The sequence below is a fragment of the Agromyces flavus genome (genome assembly GCF_900104685.1).
In the GTDB taxonomy this organism is placed as follows: Bacteria; Actinomycetota; Actinomycetes; order Actinomycetales; family Microbacteriaceae; genus Agromyces; species Agromyces flavus.
The window spans coordinates 3,462,790-3,483,256 of sequence record NZ_LT629755.1 but is presented as its reverse complement, the minus strand read 5'-3'; the positions used below and the strand labels follow the sequence as shown (position 1 = coordinate 3,483,256).

Annotated in this window: 18 protein-coding genes; 11 read left to right on the top strand and 7 right to left on the bottom strand. The window is 72.9% G+C overall.

Annotation, left to right across the window (positions count from 1 at the left end; genetic code table 11):
* The first annotated feature begins 111 nt into the window (after nucleotides 1-111).
* The 4 genes from paaI (at nucleotide 112) to BLT99_RS16510 (ending at nucleotide 3,065) form a co-directional block, all read left to right on the top strand.
* Nucleotides 112-579 (top strand): hydroxyphenylacetyl-CoA thioesterase PaaI, encoded by a 468-nt coding sequence (paaI, locus tag BLT99_RS16525; protein ID WP_092674900.1) that lies wholly within the window; start codon nucleotides 112-114, stop codon nucleotides 577-579.
* 101 nt (nucleotides 580-680) lie between these two features.
* Nucleotides 681-1,943 carry a phenylacetate--CoA ligase PaaK gene (paaK, locus tag BLT99_RS16520; protein ID WP_092676593.1) on the top strand — a complete coding sequence of 421 codons (1,263 nt, stop codon included), beginning with the start codon at nucleotides 681-683 and terminating at the stop codon, nucleotides 1,941-1,943.
* 34 nt (nucleotides 1,944-1,977) lie between these two features.
* The gene (locus BLT99_RS16515) at nucleotides 1,978-2,598 is read left to right on the top strand and encodes a TetR/AcrR family transcriptional regulator (protein ID WP_092674898.1); all 621 of its coding nucleotides are present in this window, start codon (nucleotides 1,978-1,980) and stop codon (nucleotides 2,596-2,598) included.
* Between the two features lie 83 nt (nucleotides 2,599-2,681).
* Entirely contained in the window at nucleotides 2,682-3,065 is a 384-nt protein-coding gene (locus tag BLT99_RS16510; RefSeq protein WP_092674896.1) for a SpoIIAA family protein, read from the top strand.
* A 19-nt stretch (nucleotides 3,066-3,084) separates the two neighbouring features.
* On the opposite strand, the gene BLT99_RS16505 is transcribed toward BLT99_RS16510, so the two are convergent.
* Complete coding sequence (locus BLT99_RS16505) at nucleotides 3,085-3,315, bottom strand: hypothetical protein (RefSeq protein WP_092674893.1); 231 nt, start codon at nucleotides 3,313-3,315, stop codon at nucleotides 3,085-3,087.
* A gap of 174 nt (nucleotides 3,316-3,489) precedes the next feature.
* Between BLT99_RS16505 and BLT99_RS16500 the strand changes: the two genes are divergently transcribed.
* Entirely contained in the window at nucleotides 3,490-5,601 is a 2,112-nt protein-coding gene (locus BLT99_RS16500) for a RecQ family ATP-dependent DNA helicase (protein ID WP_092674890.1), read from the top strand.
* 51 nt (nucleotides 5,602-5,652) lie between these two features.
* Here the strand turns inward: BLT99_RS16500 and paaZ are convergent, their stop codons facing one another.
* The 6 genes from paaZ to BLT99_RS16470 all read right to left on the bottom strand — a co-directional run bounded on the left by paaZ (nucleotide 5,653) and on the right by BLT99_RS16470 (nucleotide 13,635).
* Nucleotides 5,653-7,728 (bottom strand): phenylacetic acid degradation bifunctional protein PaaZ, encoded by a 2,076-nt coding sequence (gene paaZ, locus BLT99_RS16495; protein WP_092674887.1) that lies wholly within the window; start codon nucleotides 7,726-7,728, stop codon nucleotides 5,653-5,655.
* Nucleotides 7,729-7,831: 103 nt separating this feature from the next.
* Nucleotides 7,832-8,644 (bottom strand): 3-hydroxyacyl-CoA dehydrogenase family protein, encoded by an 813-nt coding sequence (locus BLT99_RS16490; protein ID WP_229724606.1) that lies wholly within the window; start codon nucleotides 8,642-8,644, stop codon nucleotides 7,832-7,834.
* A gap of 71 nt (nucleotides 8,645-8,715) precedes the next feature.
* Nucleotides 8,716-9,498, bottom strand: a complete 783-nt coding sequence (locus BLT99_RS16485) for an enoyl-CoA hydratase/isomerase family protein (protein WP_092674884.1) — start codon at nucleotides 9,496-9,498, stop codon at nucleotides 8,716-8,718.
* Nucleotides 9,495-10,697, bottom strand: coding sequence for a thiolase family protein (locus BLT99_RS16480; RefSeq protein ID WP_092674881.1), 1,203 nt, complete (start codon nucleotides 10,695-10,697; stop codon nucleotides 9,495-9,497). The genes BLT99_RS16485 and BLT99_RS16480 overlap by 4 nt, the downstream gene beginning before the upstream one ends.
* A 164-nt stretch (nucleotides 10,698-10,861) precedes the next feature.
* Nucleotides 10,862-11,596: a hypothetical protein gene (locus tag BLT99_RS16475; RefSeq protein WP_092674878.1), complete on the bottom strand. Its 735-nt coding sequence runs from the start codon at nucleotides 11,594-11,596 to the stop codon at nucleotides 10,862-10,864.
* Between the two features lie 161 nt (nucleotides 11,597-11,757).
* Nucleotides 11,758-13,635: a DEAD/DEAH box helicase gene (locus BLT99_RS16470; RefSeq protein ID WP_092674875.1), complete on the bottom strand. Its 1,878-nt coding sequence runs from the start codon at nucleotides 13,633-13,635 to the stop codon at nucleotides 11,758-11,760.
* Between the two features lie 286 nt (nucleotides 13,636-13,921).
* Between BLT99_RS16470 and BLT99_RS16465 the strand changes: the two genes are divergently transcribed.
* From BLT99_RS16465 to BLT99_RS16440, 6 genes are all read left to right on the top strand, one after another.
* A complete protein-coding gene (locus tag BLT99_RS16465) occupies nucleotides 13,922-14,455 on the top strand; it encodes a GNAT family N-acetyltransferase (RefSeq protein ID WP_157675018.1) in 534 nt (177 codons plus the stop codon).
* Between the two features lie 128 nt (nucleotides 14,456-14,583).
* On the top strand, nucleotides 14,584-15,726 hold the full coding sequence (locus tag BLT99_RS16460) for a hypothetical protein (RefSeq protein WP_092674869.1): 1,143 nt from the start codon (nucleotides 14,584-14,586) through the stop codon (nucleotides 15,724-15,726).
* Between the two features lie 197 nt (nucleotides 15,727-15,923).
* Nucleotides 15,924-16,940, top strand: a complete 1,017-nt coding sequence (locus BLT99_RS16455) for an alpha/beta hydrolase (RefSeq protein WP_092674866.1) — start codon at nucleotides 15,924-15,926, stop codon at nucleotides 16,938-16,940.
* A 45-nt stretch (nucleotides 16,941-16,985) separates the two neighbouring features.
* Nucleotides 16,986-18,020 (top strand): YihY/virulence factor BrkB family protein, encoded by a 1,035-nt coding sequence (locus BLT99_RS16450; RefSeq protein ID WP_092674863.1) that lies wholly within the window; start codon nucleotides 16,986-16,988, stop codon nucleotides 18,018-18,020.
* Between the two features lie 49 nt (nucleotides 18,021-18,069).
* On the top strand, nucleotides 18,070-18,663 hold the full coding sequence (locus tag BLT99_RS16445; RefSeq protein WP_092674860.1) for an antibiotic biosynthesis monooxygenase: 594 nt from the start codon (nucleotides 18,070-18,072) through the stop codon (nucleotides 18,661-18,663).
* Nucleotides 18,660-20,453, top strand: a complete 1,794-nt coding sequence (locus BLT99_RS16440) for a glycosyltransferase (protein WP_092674857.1) — start codon at nucleotides 18,660-18,662, stop codon at nucleotides 20,451-20,453. Before BLT99_RS16445 ends, BLT99_RS16440 begins: the two co-directional genes overlap by 4 nt.
* The last annotated feature ends 14 nt before the right edge of the window (nucleotides 20,454-20,467 follow it).

Below are 20,467 nucleotides of genomic sequence, written 5' to 3'. Positions count from 1 at the left end.
ATGTCGCGACATCCGCATTACCAACCGATCGTTCAGTTAGTATAGGCTCGTGTCAAGCGTCGCGGCAACGAGGACCCGCGGCGATCCCCCGCACTCGATGAGGAGCAGCGCATGACGGATGTCGCGACCGAACGCCACGACGCGGCCGAGCCGGCCGGCGAGACGACGGATGCCGAGGCATCCGCCCGCCTGAACCGCTCGATGATGCAGCGCGACCTCGCCTCCGCGATGATGGGCATCGTCGTCGAACGCGACGACCCCGGCCACGCCGTCGTGTCGATGCGCGTGCGGGAGGACATGACGAACGGCTTCGCCATCACCCACGGCGGATTCGTGTTCACCCTGGCCGACACGGCCTTCGCGATCGCCTGCAACGAGGACCACCGCGTCACCGTGGCTGCGGGTGCCGACATCACCTTCCTCAAGTCCACGGTCGCCGGGCAGACGCTCACGGCGACCGCCGTGCGCCGCGCCCGCAGCGGCCGCACGGGCCTCTACGACGTGACGGTCGTCGACGAGCAGGGCGACGCCGTCGCCGAGTTCCGCGGCCGCTCGATCTCCACCAACCGCACGTTCTGACCACACCGGGAGCCACCGTGTCGACGACGACCATTCCCAGCACCGAGACCGTCTCGGGCGTCACGCCCGCCGCACCCGAGGAGCTCGATCCCGAGGAGCGCATGTCGCGCGCCGAGATCGAGGCGCTCCAGCTCGAACGCCTGCAGTGGACCGTGCGCCATGCGTACGAGAACGTGCCGCTGTACCGCCGCAAGTTCGACGAGCACGGCGTGCATCCCGACGACATCCAGACCCTGGCGGATGTCGCGAAGCTGCCGTTCACGACCAAGGCCGACCTGCGCGAGACCTACCCGTTCGGCATGTTCGCCGTGCCGATGGAGCGCGTCGCCCGCATCCACGCCTCGTCGGGCACGACCGGCCGGCCGACCGTCGTCGGCTACACGCACGACGATCTCGACCGCTGGGCCTCGCTCATCGCCCGATCGCTCCGCGCGAGCGGCGTGCGTCCGGGCATGAAGGTGCACAACGCGTACGGCTACGGCCTCTTCACGGGCGGCCTCGGCGCGCACGCCGGCATCGAGAAGCTCGGCGCGACGGTCATCCCGATGTCGGGCGGCCAGACCGCGCGCCAGGTGCAGCTCATCCGCGACTTCGAGCCCGACGCGATCATGTGCACGCCGAGCTACCTGCTCACGATCGCCGACGCGATGGAGGAGGCCGGCATCGACCCGCGCTCGACGTCGCTCAAGGTCGCGATCCTCGGCGCCGAGCCGTGGACCAACGAGATGCGGCGACGCATCGAGGACAAGCTCGGCATCGACGCGGTCGACATCTACGGCCTGTCCGAGGTCATGGGGCCCGGCGTCGGCAACGAGTGCGTCGAGACCAAGGACGGCCCGCACCTCTGGGAGGACCACTTCCTGCCCGAGATCATCGACGGCGACACCGGCGAGCAGCTGCCCGACGGCGAGCAGGGCGAACTGGTCTTCACGTCGCTGACCAAGGAGGCGTTCCCCGTCATCCGGTACCGCACGCGCGACCTCACGCGCCTGCTGCCCGGCACGGCCCGCCCCGGCATGCGCCGCATGGAGAAGATCACGGGCCGCAACGACGACATGATCATCCTGCGCGGGGTCAACCTCTTCCCCACGCAGATCGAGGAGCTCGTGCTCGAGATCGAGCACCTCACGCCGCATTTCATCATCGAGCTCACGCGCACCGGCCACATGGACGACATGACCGTGCGGATCGAACGGCACCCCGACCTGCCGGTCGACGCATGCCAGGCCGCGACGGTCGTGCTCGCGGGCAAGATCAAGGAGTTCATCGGCTCGTCGGTGCGCGTCCAGCTCGAGGAGCCGGGAGCGCTGCCCCGCAGCGAGGGCAAGTACAAGCGCGTCTACGACCTGCGCGAGCCGCGCTGAGCCGACGGGCGGCACGGATGCGAGACTGAGGGGAATGTCGGAGAACGGGAACGGGACGGCGCGACGCGGGCGGCCGGGATACGACCAGCAGGGCATCCTCGCGGTCGCGGTCGCCGCGTTCAACGAGTACGGCTACGACGCCACCTCGATGGGCGTGCTCGCCGAGCGGCTCGGCCTGTCGAAGTCGGCGATCTACCACCACTTCGCCTCGAAGGACGAGATCCTCGACCGCGCGCTCGACCAGGCCCTGAGCTCCCTCGAGGGGGTCTTCGACGAGGCGGGCGCCTCAGCCGGGACCGCGGCCGACCGCCTCGACCACGTGCTCCGCGGGGCCGTGCACGTGCTTGTCGCCGAGCTGCCCTCGGTGACGCTGTTGCTCCGGGTGCGGGGCAACACCGACGTCGAGCGCCGGGCCCTCGCGCGTCGGCGCGCCTTCGACAAGCGCGTCACCGAGCTCGTGTCGGCGGCGCAGGCCGAGGGCACGCTCCGCAGCGACATCGACGTGCGCGTCGTCGAGCGCCTGCTGTTCGGGATGATCAACTCGATCGTCGAGTGGTACCGCCCGGGCGGCCGCGAGGATGCCGCGCGACTGGCCGACGACGTGATCGCCGTCGCGCTCGACGGGCTGCGGGTCCCGGCCGCGGCCCGCTCCTGAGCCGCGCGATCACCGCGTCGCAGGACGCCCATGGGCTGGGCCCCGGCCCGGATGACGGGCAGAATGCTCACAAGGGGGACGACATGATCGAACTGCTGCAGGACCTGCCGCCCGGGGTGATCGGCTTCCGCGCCGTCGGCACAGTGACCGCCGACGACTACCGCGAGGTGCTGGATCCGGCGATCGACGCCGCAGTCGCGGCATCCGGGAAGGTCGACCTGGTGCTCGTCATCGACGACGGGTTCGACCGCTACTCGCTCGGCGCGATCATGGCGGATGCCGCGTTCCTCGGCCGGCCGCTCGACGTGTGGGGGCGCGCGGCGCTCGTGACGGATCGCGACGTGATCACGGGTCTCGCGGTCGCCTTCGGTGGCCTCGTCCCCGGCGAGTTCAAGGTGTTTCCGCTGACGCGGAAGGCGGAGGCGATCGCGTGGGTCGCGGATGCCTCCGCCTCGACGCCGGACTGACTCCCTGCCGCGCCGCGCCCTACGGGCACGCGGCGCACGGCTCGCCGGTGCGCACTGCGCCCGACTCGCTCGACACGAGTCGTGCCAGCCTGCTGCGGACGGCGCGACGGGTGCGGCCCGCCGACGGCGCCGCGGCCGCGGCATCCGCTCGACGCTCAGCTGCGAGGCGCCGGCGCTCGAGTTCGACCGCCAAGCGCTCCTCGTGAGCGGCATGCAGGTGCGGGAAGCTGAATTCCGAGATCTGCATCATTCCTGTCCCCTTCGTGATGAGCCCTACGCTCCTCCCTGAGGTGACCTGCCGGAATCGGGCAGATGCCGTATCCGCGGCGATGCCGCGGACGCCGGGACTGAGGTGGGTCGGACGAATGCTTCATGCCGAGGGAAGGCCGGGCGGCTGTCGGCGGCGTGGGCCAGAGTGGGACGCATGTCCTCGACCTCCGCGTCCGTCACGTCCGCCGACACGCGCACCGAGGCGCTCGCCGCCCTGCGCGAGCTCGTCGGGCGCGACGACGCCGATTTCCACGACGGCCAGTACGAGGCGATCGAGGCGCTCGTGGATGGCCGGCGGCGGGCGCTCGTCGTGCAGCGCACCGGCTGGGGGAAGTCGGCCGTGTACTTCGTCGCGACGCTCCTCCTGCGACGTCGAGGGGCCGGACCGACGGTGCTCGTCTCGCCCCTCCTGTCGCTCATGCGCGACCAGATCGCGGCCGCCGAGCGCGCCGGGGTGCATGCCGCAGCCATCAACTCCACCAATCCGCACGAATGGGCCGACGTGCAGCAGCGTCTCGCCGACGACGCCGTCGACGTGCTGCTCGTCTCGCCCGAGCGGCTGAACAACCCGGCGTTCCGCGAGCAGCAGCAGCCCGCGCTCAGAGGCCGGATCGGCATGCTGGTCGTCGACGAGGCGCACTGCATCAGCGACTGGGGCCACGACTTCCGGCCCGACTACCGGCGGCTGCGCGAGCTCATCGCCGACATCCCTGCGGCGGTGCCCGTGCTCGCGACCACGGCGACCGCGAACAGCCGGGTGGTCGCCGACGTCGCGGAACAGCTCGGCCACGGCGACGACGTGGTGACGATCCGCGGGCCGCTGGCTCGCACGTCGCTCCGCCTCGGCGTGCTGCGCCTCCCCGACGCCCCGACGCGCCTCGCATGGCTGCTCAGCCACCTCGACGACCTGCCGGGCTCGGGCATCATCTACGCGCTCACCGTCTCGGCAGCGAACGACACCGCACGGCTGCTGCGCGAACGCGGGCACGAGGTGCGCGCCTACACGGGCCAGACCGACCCCGACGAACGCGAGGAGTCCGAGGCGCTGCTGAAGCGCAACGAGGTCAAGGCGCTCGTCGCGACGAGCGCGCTCGGCATGGGATTCGACAAGCCCGACCTCGGATTCGTGCTGCACCTCGGCGCGCCCTCGTCGCCGGTCGCGTACTACCAGCAGGTGGGCCGCGCAGGTCGTGCGACCGACAGCGCCGACGTGCTGCTGCTGCCCGGACCCGAGGACCCCGCGATCTGGCACTACTTCGCGACCGCGTCGATGCCCGACGAGGATCGCGCCCGGCGGGTCATCGCCGAGCTCTCCGACGTCCCGCTCTCGACGCCGGCCCTCGAAGCGCGCGTCGACATCAGGCGCACCCCGCTCGAGCTCCTGCTCAAGGTGCTCGATGTCGACGGGGCCGTCCGCCGCGTGCAGGGCGGCTGGGTCGCGACCGGCGAGCCGTGGTCGTACGACGCCGAACGCTACGCCCGGATCGCGGCCGCACGCGAGGCCGAGCAGCAGCACATGATCGACTACGAGACGACCGACGGATGCCGCATGGAATACCTCCAGCGCACACTCGACGACGACACGGCGCGGCCCTGTGGCCGCTGCGACAACTGCGCGGGTGCATGGTACGACCTCGGCCTGGCCGACGGCGCGGCCGAGGCGGCCGCCGGGGCGCTCGACCGCGTGGGCGTGCCGATCGAGCCGCGGCGCGCGTGGCCGACCGGCGCCGACCGGCTCGGCGTGCCGGTCAAGGGCCGCATCCCGTCGGGCGAGCAGGCCGCCGAGGGCCGCGCGCTCTCGCGGCTCACCGACCTCGGCTGGGGCGGAACGCTGCGCGAGCTCTTCGCCACGGGCACGCCCGACGCACCGATCCCGCCCCAGCTCCTCGCGGCGTGCGTCCGCGTGCTCGCCGAGTGGGGGTGGGCCGAGCGACCCGTGGCGGTCGTCTCGGTGCCGTCGCGCTCGCGACCGCAGCTCGTCGACTCGCTCGCGCGCGGCCTGGCCGAGGTGGGCCGCCTGCCCTACCTCGGCGCCCTCGCGCCCGTCGACGGCGGCCCGACGGGCGCGCCCGGCGGCAACAGCGCTTTCCGACTCGCGGGCGTCTGGAGCCGGTTCAGCGCCGATGGCCTCGATGTCCCCGCCGGCGGGGTGCTGCTCATCGACGACCAGGCCGACAGCCGGTGGACCCTCAGCGTCGCCGCGCGCACCCTCCGCCAGGCGGGCGCGACCGAGGTGCTCCCGTTCGTCCTCGCGGTCCGGGGGTGACCCGCGACCGCGCGTGTCACGCGGACGCGCGCGTCACACGGGCTGCGCGTGTCACGCGGGCTGCGGCGCCGGCATGGGCTCCTTCGCCACGAGCGTGAGCACGTCGTAGGTCGCCACGATCTCGTCGTCCTGGTTCTTCAGCACCGCGTCCCAGCGCACCTCGCCGTACTCGTCGGTCTCGCGCGGTGAGATCTCCTTCGCCGTGAGCTCGACGCGGATCGAGTCGCCCGGCGACACCGGCGTGATGAAGCGCAGGTTCTCGAGGCCGTAGTTCGCGAGCACCGGCCCGGGCGCGGCATCCACGAACAGGCCCGCCGCCCACGACACGAGCAGGTAGCCGTGCGCGACGCGTCCGGGGAAGAACGGGTTCGCGGCCGCCGCCTCCTCGTCCATGTGCGCGTAGAACGTGTCGCCGGTGAAGTTCGCGAACGTCTCGATGTCATCGAGCGTCACGGTCCGGGGCGCCGAGGCGACCTGGTCGCCGATGCGCAGGTCGGCCAGCGACTTGCGGAACGGGTGCGGCTCGCCGGCCTCCAGGTAGGGGCGCGCCTCGGCACCCGAGTGCCACACGCCGGTGAGCGCCGTGAGCATCGCCGGCGAACCCTGCACCGCGGTGCGCTGCATGTAGTGCTTGACGGCACGCATGCCGCCGAGCTCCTCGCTGCCGCCGGCGCGACCCGGTCCGCCGTGCACGAGGTGAGGAACGGGCGAGCCGTGTCCGGTCGACGAGCGCGCGTCATCGCGATCGAGGAACAGGAGCCGTCCGTTCATGGGCGCGATGCCCGTGGCGAGCGCGATCGCGACCTCGGGGTCGTGCGTCGCGACGCTCGTGACGAGCGAACCGCCGCCACGCGCGACGAGGTCGACGGCCTGGTCGATCGAGTCGTAGGCGATGACGGATGCCACGGGGCCGAACGCCTCCACCTCGTGCACCGCGGGTGCGGCGGCATCCGTGAACTTCAACAGCATGGGCTGCACGAACGCGCCCTCGGCGTCGACGCCCTCGGGCGCCTCGAGCGAGCCGATGACGAGCTCGCCGCCGGCCTCCTGCAGGCGGCGCACCTGTCGGAGCACCTCGTCGCGCTGCCCCGTCGAGGCGAGCGGGCCCATGGTGGTGCCCTCGGCGCGCGGGTCGCCGACGACCACGCGCTCGGCGAGGCGCTCGCGCACCGCGTCGACGAGCGCGTCGACGGATGCGGCGGGCACGATGGCGCGGCGGATCGCCGTGCACTTCTGCCCCGCCTTCGAGGTCATCTCGACGACGAGCTGCTTGACGTAGGCGTCGAACTCCGGCGTCTCGGGCGTGGCATCCGTACCCAGCACCGACGCGTTGATCGAGTCGGTCTCGCTCGAGAACCGCACGCCGCCGGTCTGCACCGAATCGTGCGCGCGCAGCCGCTCGGCCGTCGAGGCCGATCCGGTGAATGCGACGTGGTCGCCGAGTCGCAGGTGGTCGAACAGGTCGGGCACGCTGCCCGACACGAGCTGCAGCGAGCCCGCGGGCAGCAGGCCCGACTCGACGAGGATCCGCACGTACGCCTCGGTGAGGTAGCCGGTGGGCGTGGCCGGCTTCACCACGGTCGGCACGCCCGCGAGGAACGCCGGGGCGAACTTCTCGAGCGAGCCCCAGACGGGGAAGTTGAACGCGTTGATCTGCACCGCGACGCCGGGCAGGCGCGTGTAGACGTGACGCCCGATGAACGAGCCGTCCTTCGACAGCGGCTCGACCGGGCCGTCGACGAGCACCTTCGCGTTCGGCAGCTCGCGGCGCCCCTTCGACGAGTACGTGAAGAGCACGCCGATGCCGCCGTCGATGTCGACCCACGAGTCGCGCTGGGTCGCGCCCGTGCGGGCGGAGAGCTCGTAGAGCTCGGCCTTGCGCTCGGTGAGCACGAGCGCCATCTGCTTGAGCAGCACCGCGCGCTGGTGGAAGGTGAGCTCGCCGAGCGAGCGCTGGCCGATCGTGCGAGCGTGCTCCAGCGCGGCGGCGAGGTCGAGGCCCTCGGTCGAGACGCGCGCGACGAGCTCGCCGGTCGACGCGTCGCGCACCTCCGTCGCGGAGGCCACGGCGGCCTGGTCTGGCGTCCACCACGCGTCGCGCACGTAGCTGGGCAGGATCTCGGTCATCGTTCTCTCCTCATTGGTCCAAGCGGTTTCAGGAAGACGGAGGCTCGTCAGGATCGAACGGTCGATCCCGTCCTGAGCAGCCTCCGAGCTCCTGAAACGAAGCTCACTGCGCGTCCCACAGGTAGAAGCCCTCGCCGGTCTTGCGGCCGAGCTTGCCCTCCGCGACCATGCGGCGCAGCAGGGCGGGCGGTTCGAATCGGTCGCCGAGCTCGCCCGCGAGGTACTCGGCGATGCCGAGCCGCACGTCGAGTCCGACGAGGTCGGTGAGCTTGAGCGGGCCCACCGGGTGCTTGTAGCCGAGCGTCATGGCGGCGTCGATGTCCTCGGCGGACGCCACGCCCTCCTCGAGCATCCGGATCGCCTCGAGCCCGATCGCCACGCCGAGTCGGCTCGACGCGAAGCCCGGGGCGTCGTGCACCACGATCGGGGTCTTCGCGATCGCGCTGACCCACCCGCGCGCCTGCTCGACGAGCGCGCCGTCGGTCTGCGCGCCGCGCACGACCTCGACGAGGGCCGAGGCGGGCACGGGGTTGAAGAAGTGCAGGCCGAGGAACCGCTCCGGACGGTCGAGCCGGCCCGCGAGCCCGTCGATCGAGATCGACGACGTGTTCGACGCGAGCGCGGCATCCGCCCCCAGCACCGCTTCGACGCGGGTGAGCGCGTCGAGCTTCAGCCCGAGGTCTTCCGGTACCGCCTCGATCACGAGGTCGGCGTCGGCGAAGGCATCGGTGGCGGTCGCCACGGTGAAGCGGGTGCCGATCGCGTCGGCCGTCTCCTCGGTGCTGCCACGGGCGACGGATGCCGCGACCGAGTCGAGCACGCGACCGCGCGCCCCTTCGGCCGCGTCGTCGTCACGCTCGACGACGGTCACGTGCGAGCCCGCGAGCAGGAACGCGTGGGCGATGCCGGCGCCCATGCGTCCGCCGCCGAGGACGCCGACGCGGTCGGGCGCGGACGGGCCGGCCGGGATGGGGGTCTCGGTGTCGGTCACTCGGCACTCCTCTTCGCTCGGCGTTCCAGGAACTCGGTCATGCGGCGGTGCTTCTCGGGACTCTCGAACAGCACGGCCTGCGACTCGAGGTCGACGCGCGGGTGGTCGACGCGCGGTGCGCGCAGCACGCGCTTGGTCGCGATCGTCGCGTCGCGGTCGTTGCGCGCGATGCGGTCGGCGAGCGCGTGCGCCTCGGCCAGCAGGTCGGCGGCGGGATGCACCGCGGTCACGAGCCCGATCGAGAGCGCCTCCGCGGCGTCGACGATCCGCCCGGTGAGCAGCAGCTCGGACGCCCGAGACTCGCCCACGATCTCCTTCAGCCGCCACGTCGCGCCCGCCGCCGGGATGATCCCGAGGCCCGTCTCGGGGTTGCCGAACTTCGCGTCGGGCGTGCCGATGCGGATGTCGGCGGCGAACGCGAGCTCGGCGCCGCCGCCCAGCGCCCACCCGTCGATCGCCGCGATCACGGGCATGGGCAGCTCGTTGACGCGCACGAACGCGTTCGCGTTGATGCCCGCGAGCGCGTCGGCCGCACGGCGCTCGCGGAGCTGCGCGATGTCGGCGCCGGATGCGAACACCCCGCCCGCGCCGGTGATGACCAGGGTGCGCGGCTCGGCCTCGAGCTCGGCGCACAGCGCGTGCAGCGCGTCGATCGTGGCCTGGTCGATCGCGTTGCGCTTGTCGGGACGGTTCAGGGTCGCGACGACCCGATCGTCGCGGCGTTCGACGAGCAGCGGCGAGGGCACATCCGGTGACACCGCGACATCCGGCGAGTTCATCGCATGCCCTCGACGATCAGCGCGGTGCCCTGGCCGACGCCGACGCACATGGTCGCGAGGCCGTAGCGCGAGTCCTCGCGCTCCATGCGCCCGAGCAGCGTCACGACGAGCCGGCAGCCCGACGAGCCGAGCGGATGGCCCAGGGCGATCGCCCCGCCGTCGGCGTTGACGCGCTCGGGGTCGAGGCCGAGCCGCCGCATGCTCGCGAGCGACTGCGTGGCGAACGCCTCGTTGAGCTCGACCGACCCGATGTCGTCGAGATCGATGCCCGAGCGCTCGAGCGCCTTCTCGGTCGCGGGCACCGGGCCGAGGCCCATGATCTCGGGCGCGAGACCCGCCGACGCGCCGACCACCACGCGGGCGCGCGGCGTGAGCCCGTAGCGCTCGACGGCCGACGCGCTCGCGACGACGATCGCGCTCGCGCCGTCGTTGAGCGAGCTCGAGTTGCCGGCGGTCACCACCGAGCCGCCCCGCACGACCGGACGGAGCCCCGAAAGCACCTCGAGCGACGTGTCCCGCCGCGGGCCTTCGTCGACCAGCACCTTCCCCTTGGCCGTCGGGACGCCCACGATCTCAGCCTCGAAGCGGCCGGCGTCGATGGCCGCGGCCGCGCGCTGCTGCGAGCGCAGCGCGAATGCGTCGGCGTCCTCGCGCGAGATGCCGTCGACGCGCGCGACCTCCTCCGCGGTCTCGGGCATCGAGAACGTGGCCTTCTCGCGTGCGAGCAGTTCGGGATTGGGGAAGCGCCAGCCGATCGAGGTGTCGTAGGCCTCGCCGGGCTTGGCCCACGGCTTCTCGGGCTTGGCCTGCACCCAGGGCGCCCGCGTCATCGACTCGACGCCGCCCGCGATGATGAGGTCGGCGTCGCCGGCCCGGATCGCCTGGGCGGCCATGATGATCGCCGACATGCCCGAGGCGCACAGCCGGTTGACCGTGATGCCCGGCACCGAATCGGGCAGGCCGGCGAGCAGCACCGACATGCGCGCGACGTTCCGATTGTCTTCGCCGGCCTGGTTCGCGGCACCGAGGATGACCTCGTCGACCGCGCCGGCCTCGATCGCCTCCTCGTCGATGCGCGCGCGCCGGATCGCCTCGCCGACCACGAGGCTCGCGAGGTCGTCGGGTCGGACACCCGCGAGCGCCCCGCCGTATCGTCCGACTGGCGTCCGCACTCCGCCGACGAGGTAGGCCTCGGCCATGGGTCTCTCCTGACTGCGTCGTCTGGAACCTCGCCCGCCAGCGCATCGGCGGGTCGCGGCATCCGCTCGGAGTCGATTTCAAAACCGACCGTTCAGTCAGTAAGTATGCCGAACGGATGGCGCGATCGCCAGTCGAGCGGCCGTCGCCGGGCCGACGGGTCGGGCTATCCCTCACTCTCCGGCGTCGGTTCCGGCGTCGGCTCGGGCGACTCGGGCGCGGTGGGCGGCGTTCCGCCCGTCGGTCCGAACAGCGTCCAGTCGCCGCTCCGGCATTCGTAGAACTCGACGGTCTCGGTGTCGATGTAGATGTCGCCGTCGGCCGTGCACTCCGCACGATCGGGAGCGCCGACGCCGAGGGACACCTGCGTGCCGGGCGTGCCCGCCGCGCCCTGCTCGCCCTGGGCCCCCTGCTCGCCCTGGGCGCCTTGAGCGCCTTGTGCGCCCTGCGGCCCCTGCTCGCCGGTCAGGTTCTCGGCGGCCGACTCGCGGATGTTGCCCACGAGCGTCCAGTCATCCTGGAAGAGGTACACGTCGGAGGTCGAGATGTCGATGTAGACATCGCCCTCGTAGCCCTTGCCCGACTCCGGAACTCCGGTTCCGGCACGCACCGCCGAGCCGGCCGGCAGGATCTCCTCGAGCGCCTCCTCGTAGTCCACCGTCTCCTCCGCGGACGCCGTCGGCTGCGGGGTCGCGGCCGCGTCCTCCGCGGTGCTCGAGCGGGCCAGCCATCCGCCCAGGAAGGCGGCCACGAACGACAGCACCACCACAGCGGCGCCGACGCCGATGAGCCAGCCACGCGTGAGGGGCGCGGGCGGTGCAGCCGCTGCAGAATCCGTGGGCTGCATCGCGTCGGGCTCGGGCGACGTGGCCCCGTTCGGCGTCGGCTCCTGGTCGCTCATTCGTGTCCCCTCCGCTCGCACCGCGCGAGCGGGATCCGCTCCGCCGCCCGGCTTCGTCGAGAGGCTACGGCGCGCCGGCAGGGTCGGCGTGTGCCGTTGGTCCCGTCCGCGCACGAGTCCGGCCGGGCCCGGCGGTCGATGCCGCCGGGCCCGGCTGCGACTCAGGAGACCGTGTCGACGGCGACCGGGCCGAGGTCGGCGAGCAGCTCGTCGCCGAGTCGCACGTCCTCGAAGGCGGCCTCGATCTCGGCGCGGCCGAGCAGTTCGGCGAGCCGGCGCTGACGGTGGCGCGGGATGAGCGTCACGACCCGGCCGGCGCGCCCGGCGCGTCCGGTGCGACCCGAGCGGTGCAGGTACGTCTTGTACTCGTCGGGCGCGTCGGCCTGGATCACGAGGTCGATGTCGTCGACGTGGATGCCGCGCGCCGCGATATCCGTCGCCACCAGCACGTCGACCCGGCCGCTCGTGAGCTGCTGCAGGTTGCGCGTGCGCTTGGCCTGGTTGAGGTCGCCATGCAGCGCGACCGCGAGGATGCCGGCGTCCTCGAGGTGCTCGGTGAGATCCTCGGCGAAGGCGCGCGTGCGGGCGAAGACGAGCGTGCGACCGTCCCGGTCGGCGAGCCGGGCGACGATGTCGCGCTTGTCGCGGTGGTCGATGACGAAGACGCGGTGCTCGATCGTGCCCGACGCCTGGTCCTCGCCGGCGACCTCGTGCACGGCCGGGTCGACGAGGAACTCGTCGACGAGCGCGGCCACGCCGGTGTCGAGCGTCGCGGAGAAGAGCAGCTTCTGGCCGCCGTCGGCGGTGTGGCGGAGGATCCGCTGCACCGGCTCGAGGAAGCCGAGGTCGCACATGTGGTCGGCCTCGTCGAGGATCGTGATCGCGACCTCGCTGAGGTCGAGGTGACCCTGCTCGACGAGGTCCTCGACGCGCCCGGGGGTGCCGATCACGATGTCGACGCCGCGCTGGAGGGCGCCCACCTGGCGGCCCTGGGGCACGCCGCCGTAGACCTGGGTCGTGAAGAGGCCGACGCTGCGCGCGATCGGCTGCACCGTGCGGTCGATCTGGAGGGCGAGCTCACGGGTCGGCGCGAGCACGAGTGCGCGAGGGGCGCGGCCGAACTGCCGCTTGCCGCCCGACTTGCCGGACTCGGCCCACATGCGCATGAGGCGCTCCACCGTGGGGGCGCCGAACGCGATGGTCTTGCCGGATCCGGTGCGGCCGCGGCCCAGGACGTCGCGGCCCTCGAGCACGACCGGGATCGTCGCGGCCTGGATCGGGAACGGCGACTCGGCGCCGAGCTCCTGCAGGGCGCGCACGATGTTGCCGCCGAGGCCGAGGTCGGCGAAGCCGATGCCGTCGACCTCCTCGGCACGGATGGCCTCGGCCTCGAGCCGCTCCAGCACGACATCGTCGGCCGGCTGGAAGCGCTCGGTGCGGTCGCGGTCGGGGAAGAAGGAGGTCGGGCGACGCTCGGAGTCGCGGAAGCCCGGGCGGTCGAAGCCGCGGTCGCCGCGGGGGGCGCGGTCGTCACGGTCGAAGCGACGGGGGGCGCGGTCGTCGCGGTCGCGACGCGGGGCGCGGTCGTCACGGTCGAAGCGACGGGGCGCGCGGTCGTCGCGGTCGCCGCGGGGGGCGCGGTCGTCACGGTCGAATCGACGCGGGGCGCGGTCGTCACGATCACGACGCGGCGCGCGGTCGTCCTCGAAGCGACGGGGGGCGCGGTCGTCGCGGTCGAACCGACGGGGCGCGCGGTCGTCGCGGTCGAAGCGACGGGGGGCGCGATCGTCCCGATCGCGGCGCGGCGCGCGCTCGTCGCGGTCGCGGTCGCGACCCGGGCGCTCGGAGCGGTGCGGCGTGCGGCCCGACGCCACGCGCTCCTCGCGCGACCAGCGGGGCGCGCGATCGGACGCGGGCTCCTCGGGGCGGTAGCCGCGGTGGCCGGGGCTGCGCGAGCCCGGCTTCTTGCGGGCACCGGCGTACGACGGGTCGAAGTTGCGGGCGGGTCGACCGCCGGCGGGCTTCTTGTTCTTGGGCATGGCTGCTTTCCGGGTTGTCTCGTGTACATGGCAGCCGCTGCGCGAGCGCAGCACGACTGAGAACCCGGGTGCATCGTCGACCGGGGCCGTTCACATACGGTGAATCTCCGCTCGCGGATTGCGCGCGGCTTCGGCCCTCAGGACTCACAAACCCATCCGCGCGAACGCGGTGTCCAGAACCGACCTCACGAGGATACCGGACACCCTCCTGTGAATCCGCCCGGCGCGGCATCCGCTCCCGGCGGAACGTAACGACCCGGTAACCCGATTCGCGTACGCTCACGTCGTGACCACACCGCCGTCGATCTCCGTCGAGACGCCTCGCGCGGCCGGCATCGAGCGCCTGCTCGACGCCGGCAGTGCCGACGCGCGCTCGCTCTACCCGGCGGATCCCGTGGGGCTCCTCGACGCCTCCCAGCTCGAGGCGCCCGGCACGCTGGTCTACGTCGCCCGCGATCACGACGGCGAGGCGCTCGGCGTCGCGGCCATCGTCGACGGCGACGGACTCGATGCCGACCGCGGCGAGCTCAGGCGCATGTACGTCGACCCGGTCGCGCGCGGCCGGGGCATCGCGAGCGCGCTCATCGAGCGCATCGAGACGGATGCCGCAGCTCGCGGACTCCGCGAGATCGTGCTCGAGGCGGGTCGTCTTCATCATCCGGCGCTGGCGCTCTACGCCAAGCACGGCTACCGGCGGGTGGAGCGGTTCGGCCGGTACGTGAACGAGCCGACGAGCGTGTGCATGGCGAAGTCGCTCGTAGGATTCACCGGCGTCATCGACGACGACCCGTTCGACCTGCCGCTCGCGGTCGGCGAGTAGCACGCGACTGAGCAACGCGGCGCGACGGGTGAGCAACCCCGCGCGGGATTGAGCAACGCGTACCCATCCGCCGCGCGTGCGGCCCGCGCCATCCTCGGAGCATCCCATTCGATCTCGGAGGATCCTCCATGCTCGCCATCATCTCGGCCATCGCGTTCGGCGTCACGATCGGCGGCGTCGTCGGCGCCATCGCGACCGGGGACCCGCGCTACGCGATCCTGTGGAGCATCTCGCTCACGGTCGCCATCCTCGCGGGCACGTTCGCGGGGCTCGGCGCCGTCGGCCTGTTCGGGCGCGGACGCTCCGACGCGAGCCAGGCACCTCCGGCCGGGGAGCTCACCCTGGCCCGAGTGGAGCGGATCGGCCGCACGGGACTCAGCGTGAACGACCAGCCGCAGGTCGAGCTCGTGCTCACCGTCGCGCCGCGGTTCCGCCAGGCGTACACGACCGTGCACCGGCAGATCCTCGACATCGTCGCGCTCCCGCAGGTGCAGCCCGGCTCGATCATCGTGGTGCGACGACCGGATGACGCGAAGGCGAACGTCGACCTCGTGCTGGACCCGCCCGACGACTGGGCGCGCCTGCGCGACGCCGAGCGGCTGCGCACCGGCACCGACCGCACCGTGCCCGTGGCGTCGCAGGCGCCGGCCTGGGCCTCGGAGCCGCAGGCGCTCTTCGGCGGGCCTCGAAAGCCCGCGCGACCGTGGCGACGTGTGCTGCTCGCGGGTGTGACGGTCGCGACCGCTGCGATCGTGCTCATCCCGGCCTACGACACGATCGGGCGCACCGTGCAGGCGTTCGCGTCCGGGAATCCGGATGCCGCGAGCGTCGTGCTCGGCGACCGGCATGCCGAGATCGTCGACGCGCTCGCGGCCGAGACCGGCGGTACGCAGTTCGTGAGCGTCGCCTTCTACGACAGCTACGCGCTCGCGACCGCGCCGAGTGCCCCTGGAGCGCTCACGATGGACGTCTACCAGTTCCGTTACGACCGCACCGAGCACCAGGGTCCTGAGCTCATCCAGCCCGACGACCCTGCCGCGGCGCTGTTCGACGTGAGCGAGGTGGACTTCTCGAGGATCCCAGAGCACATCGCCACGGCCGAGGAGCACTCGGGAATCACCGATCCGACGTCGGTGATCGTGTCGGTCGAACGCGCGCTCATCGCGGATGCGTCGGGGGCGCGGCCCGTGCGCGTGCTCGTGATCCTCGACTCGACGTACGAGGACGCCACGGTGCAGATCGACGCGGCGTCGGGCGAGGTGCTCGGGTGACGTTGTCGGCGCGCGCCGCGCCTCGTCGATTCAGGAGATCGGAGGCTGCTCAGGACGAGATCTGCGAAAGCCTCCTGAACCGCCTCCGATCTCCTGAAACGGGGTAGCCCGGGGTCGTCGGGGGCGAAACCGGCTCGGATGGTTGCGTCCGGCCGAACCTGGGTTAGCATCGCACCACCCCAGAACCCGGAGCCCCCGTGACCCCCACCCGACTCTCCGGCGGTCGCGGAGGCCGGCATCGCCGGTCGGCCCGGATCGCCCTTGCCGTCCTCGCGGCGCTCGGCGTCGTCGCCGCCGTCTCGGCGTTCCACCAGCCGGTGCGCGAGCTCGACCCGACGGCCGAGCAGGCCTCGAGCGAGGTCGCCGGCACCGAGGTCATCGGCATCCGCACGTTCGAGGCCCCGGCGGGCCTGCGCATCCACGCCGACCTCGAGTACGGCGTGGCCGACGACGGCACGCTGCTCACGCTCGACGTCTGCCGACCGGCCGTCGGCGACGCGATGGACGTCGCGATGCCGACCGTCGTGTCCGTCCACGGCGGCAGCTGGGCCCGCGGCGACAAGGCGAACTCGGACTGGCGGAACGTGTGCCTGTGGCTCGCGAGCGAGGGCTTCGTCGCGGCATCCGTCAACTACCGCCTCGTCCCCGAGGCGAGGTTCCCCGCACAGGTCGACGACGTCGCGGCGGCCGTGGCGTGGCTGCGCGAGCCCGACCAGGTCGAGCGGTTCGGCATCGATCCGGCGCGGATCGCGGCGTTCGGCGGCTCCGCGGGCGGACACCTCGCGTCACTGCTCGGCACGGTCGGCGAGGGCCCGCTCGACGCCGGCTCGCGCGTGGCCGCCGTGGTCGAGCTGTCGGGTCCGGTCGGCCTCGGCGCGGCCGAGCTCGACGCCGATGGCGCGTCCGACTGGCTGCGCGGGATCGTCGGCGAGTTCCTGGGCTGCGTGCCCGGTACGGCCGACGTCGATTGCCCGCAGGCGATCGAAGCGTCCGCGACGGCGCATGTCGACCCGAGCGACCCCCCGTTCTTCATCGGACACGCCGCGGCCGAGGTGGTGCCGCTCGCCCAGTCCGAGCGCCTGGCGGCGACGCTTCGCGCCTCCGCCGTGCCCGTCGAGGTCGCGCTCGTGCCGGGCGACGCGCACTCGATCGGCATCCTCGAGGCCCCGCTGCGCGAGCGGGTCGCCGCCTTCCTGCACGCCCGGCTGGGCTGAGGCAAGGCCTCTCCGCTCCGGCCGGCGGGCGCCTAGTCTCGGCGCATGGGGGAAACGACTGAAGCGGTCCGCCGCGAACGGCCCGACTCGCCTGCACAGCTCTCGCGGCCCGAGTGGCGCGTGGTCCTCACGCGCACGGCGCACGAGTTCCGCATCCACCAGTGCTGGGACCTCGCCGCGGCGCTGACCTACCATGCGGTGCTCTCGGTGTGCCCGGCGCTGCTCACCGCCGCCGCGTTCATCGGCATGTTCGGCAGCGCCGAACCGGTGGCCGAGGGCGCGCTCGGCGTCGTCGGCGACCTCGGCGGCGACGACACGGTCGCCGCGCTGACCGAACCGATCTCGCAGCTGCTCAGCGCCTCGCGGGCCGGACTCGCGTTCATCACGGGATCGGCGATCACCCTCTGGACGGTCTCGGGTTACCTCGGCACGTTCGGCCGCGGCATGAACCGGATCCTGGGCGTTCCCGAGGGGCGCCCGTTCTGGAAGTCGCGCCCCGTGATGCTCGCGGCAGCGGCGGTCATCGTGGTGCTCGCCGCCGTGATCATCGGCGCACTCGTGGTGAGCGGCGCCGTCGCGGCATCCGTCGCCCGGTCGCTGGGGATCGATGACGACCTCACCCTCGCGTGGGACCTGGGCAAGCTGCCCGTCCTCGCCGGGCTCGCCGCGCTCATCCTGGCCATCCTCTACTGGGCGACCCCGAACGTGCGGCGCCCCAGCCTCCGGTGGCTCTCGGTCGGTGCCGCGGTCGCGATCGTCGTGTGGATGCTCACCACCGCCGCGTTCGGCGCGTACGTCTGGAACTTCGCGAGCTACGACCGGACCTACGGCGTGCTCGGCGGGATCGTCGCGTTCCTGCTCTGGCTGTGGCTCTCGAACCTGGCCGTGCTGGCCGGCGCCGTGCTCGACACCGAGGTCGAGCGGGCGCGCCAGCTCCGCGCGGGCATCGAGGCGCAGGAGCGACTGAAGCTCCCGTTGCGGGACGACCGGCTCGTCGAGGTCAACCGGCGGCAGCGACGGCACGACATCATGGCCTCGGCACGCATGCTGCCCGGCGCGGAGCCCGACGGTGCCGGTTGACGCGGCGCAGCGTTACCGGTGCGCAACACCGGTGCGGTTCGATGGGGGCATGGGCAGTGAACCGATCACCGTGTCGATCCGGCGCGAGGTCGACCCCGACCGGATCGCCGAGGCGACCGTCTGGGTGCAGACGGGCGTGAACCTCGCCAACCGGTACCCCGGCTTCCTCGGGTCGGGGTGGGTGCGAGCCGGCGAGGACTCCGACGTGTGGCACATGCTGTACCGCTTCGCCGACGAGTCGTCGCTCGAGGCGTGGGAGCGCTCGCCCGAGCGCACGTGGTGGCTCGAGATGGGCAAGGGGTTCGTGCGCGCCGAGCGGGCGCGTCGCCGCACCGGCATCGAGGGGTGGTTCGACGATCCGGCCACCGGCTCGGTGCCGGCGGTGACGGATGACACGGGGTCGACGCCCGTCGCGCTGCCGCCGGCGCCACCGCGCTGGAAGCAGGCGGTCAGCATCTGGCTGGGCTTCTTCCCGGTGAACCTCGCGTTCGCGCTGCTCATGGCGTTCGTGCCGGGGTGGGAGGCGGTCCCGCTCGCCCTGCGAGTGCTCATCACGACGCTCGTGCTGACGCCGATCATGACCTACTGGGTCCTCCCATGGGTGACGCGGATGCTGCGCGGCTGGCTGGTCCCGGCCGCATGAGCGGGCCAGGTCTGCTGCCGCCCGGTCGCCAGCTGGCGATCACGTGGTCGATCCCCGACGGGTTCGGCGGGATGACCGCGGCGCTGCTGCGGCGTTCGGCCGCGTTCGCCCGGCTCGCTGGGGTCGAGGTCGACGTGCTGACCTTCGACGGGCGACCCGACTACGCGGCGGTCCGCGCACGTCTCGCCGAGCGAGGGCAGCCCGCCCCGGGGGTGCGCGTGCGGAACCTGTACGAGCGGCTGCGCACCGAGCCGGTGGCTCCCGGTGAGATCGCCATCGAACCGGATGTCGCGGGACTCGACGATGCCGACGGATCGGCCGAGCGCGAGACCGCCCCCGACGGGGCTGCCCGGGTCGAGCTGTCGACGCCCGACGGACGCGTGCGCGTCGCGCACCTGCGGGCCGACGGCTCACTCGCCGTGCTCGACGAGCGCGGGCGATCCGAGCGGCCGCGACGCCTGCTCACCGCGTTCGACGCCGACGGCCGCCCGGTGCGGCAGTGGCGGTCCGTTCGCGCGTGCTACGCCGACTGGATCGCCGAGGTCGCCGGTGACGGCGACGCCTTCGCGATCGTGGACAGCAAGACCGCGGCGCCGTTCATGGCGCACGTCCGCCTGCCTCGCCTGGTGACGCTGCACGTCGTGCACAATGCCCACCTCGCCGCGCCCGGCGGGCCGATCGGCCACCTTCGCGAGACGCGGGCCGAGGTGCTCTCGAATCCCGAGCGGTTCGATGCGGTCGTGTTCCTCACCGAGCGACAGCGGGCGGATGCCGCGACACTGCTCGGCGCTCCCGAGAACTTCGCCGTGGTGCCCAACACGGCCGCGCTGCCCGACGCGCGCGTGACCGACCCGGTCGCCGACGACGCGACGCGCGACCCGGCGTCGGCCGTCGTCGTGGCGGGGCTCACGGCGCGCAAGCGCATCGACGACGCGATCCGCGCCGTGGCCCTCGCGCGCGACCGCGGTCCGCAGGTGCGGCTCCGCATCGTCGGCGACGGACCACTGGCCGACGAACTGCACGAGGTCGCCCGCGACGAGGGCATCGCGGAGGCCGTGGAGTTCGCCGGGCACCGCCCCGACGGCGCCGAGGCGTTCGCCGAGGCATCCGTCGCCCTGCTGACGAGCATCTCCGAGGGAGCCCCGCTCGTGCTGCTCGAGGCGATGGGCCGCGGCTGCATCCCGATCGCGTACGACATCGAGTACGGTCCGGCCGACGTCATCGAGCACGGGCGGAACGGGTTCCTCGTGCCCGCCGGCCAGGTGTGGGCGCTGGCCGGCACCATCGCGCGAGTGGCTCGGATGACCTCGGAGGAGCGCGGCGCACTCCGGGAGGCCGCGCGCGCGACGGCCGCCCGGTTCGACGAGGCGAGCATCGTGGCCCGATGGGGGGAGGTCGAGCGGGCCGCGGCCGAGCGCCATCGCCGAGACTCGGCGCGCGAGGTGCTCGCCGCCGAGTTCGAGCGCGTGCGGCTGCGTCGCCCTCGCCGTCGCCTCGGCATCCGCCTGCGCCTCCGCGGCGTGCCGAACGGTGCGCGCGTCACGGTCGACCTGCGCACGCAGCGGACCGACGCCGTGCTGCGCCGTTCCGCGCGGGTCTCCTCTGGGCGCGTGGGGTTCCGGCTGTCGGACGCCGAGACCGATCTGCTGGCCGCGGGCGGGCCGATCCACCTCACGGTCCTCGTCGAGACCGACCGCGCGCACGCGGCACTGGATGCCGGCGACATCCGCCCCGACACGCGGACCCTCGTGCAGCGCGTCGCCGGGCGCCTCCGCCCGCACCGGGCGTGAGTCCTGCCCGATGG

Bases quoted from the DNA above. Each gene is read 5' to 3' on its own strand.
- BLT99_RS16480 (WP_092674881.1), bottom strand. From the start codon at position 10,697: ATGGCCGAGGCCTACCTCGTCGGCGGAGTGCGGACGCCAGTCGGACGA.
- BLT99_RS16485 (WP_092674884.1), bottom strand. From the start codon at position 9,498: ATGAACTCGCCGGATGTCGCGGTGTCACCGGATGTGCCCTCGCCGCTG.
- BLT99_RS16460 (WP_092674869.1), top strand. From the start codon at position 14,584: ATGCTCGCCATCATCTCGGCCATCGCGTTCGGCGTCACGATCGGCGGC.
- BLT99_RS16510 (WP_092674896.1), top strand. From the start codon at position 2,682: ATGATCGAACTGCTGCAGGACCTGCCGCCCGGGGTGATCGGCTTCCGC.
- BLT99_RS16450 (WP_092674863.1), top strand. From the start codon at position 16,986: ATGGGGGAAACGACTGAAGCGGTCCGCCGCGAACGGCCCGACTCGCCT.
- paaK (WP_092676593.1), top strand. From the start codon at position 681: ATGTCGCGCGCCGAGATCGAGGCGCTCCAGCTCGAACGCCTGCAGTGG.
- BLT99_RS16515 (WP_092674898.1), top strand. From the start codon at position 1,978: ATGTCGGAGAACGGGAACGGGACGGCGCGACGCGGGCGGCCGGGATAC.
- BLT99_RS16445 (WP_092674860.1), top strand. From the start codon at position 18,070: ATGGGCAGTGAACCGATCACCGTGTCGATCCGGCGCGAGGTCGACCCC.
- paaZ (WP_092674887.1), bottom strand. From the start codon at position 7,728: ATGACCGAGATCCTGCCCAGCTACGTGCGCGACGCGTGGTGGACGCCA.
- BLT99_RS16440 (WP_092674857.1), top strand. From the start codon at position 18,660: ATGAGCGGGCCAGGTCTGCTGCCGCCCGGTCGCCAGCTGGCGATCACG.
- BLT99_RS16475 (WP_092674878.1), bottom strand. From the start codon at position 11,596: ATGAGCGACCAGGAGCCGACGCCGAACGGGGCCACGTCGCCCGAGCCC.
- BLT99_RS16470 (WP_092674875.1), bottom strand. From the start codon at position 13,635: ATGCCCAAGAACAAGAAGCCCGCCGGCGGTCGACCCGCCCGCAACTTC.
- BLT99_RS16490 (WP_229724606.1), bottom strand. From the start codon at position 8,644: ATGGGCGCCGGCATCGCCCACGCGTTCCTGCTCGCGGGCTCGCACGTG.
- paaI (WP_092674900.1), top strand. From the start codon at position 112: ATGACGGATGTCGCGACCGAACGCCACGACGCGGCCGAGCCGGCCGGC.
- BLT99_RS16500 (WP_092674890.1), top strand. From the start codon at position 3,490: ATGTCCTCGACCTCCGCGTCCGTCACGTCCGCCGACACGCGCACCGAG.
- BLT99_RS16505 (WP_092674893.1), bottom strand. From the start codon at position 3,315: ATGATGCAGATCTCGGAATTCAGCTTCCCGCACCTGCATGCCGCTCAC.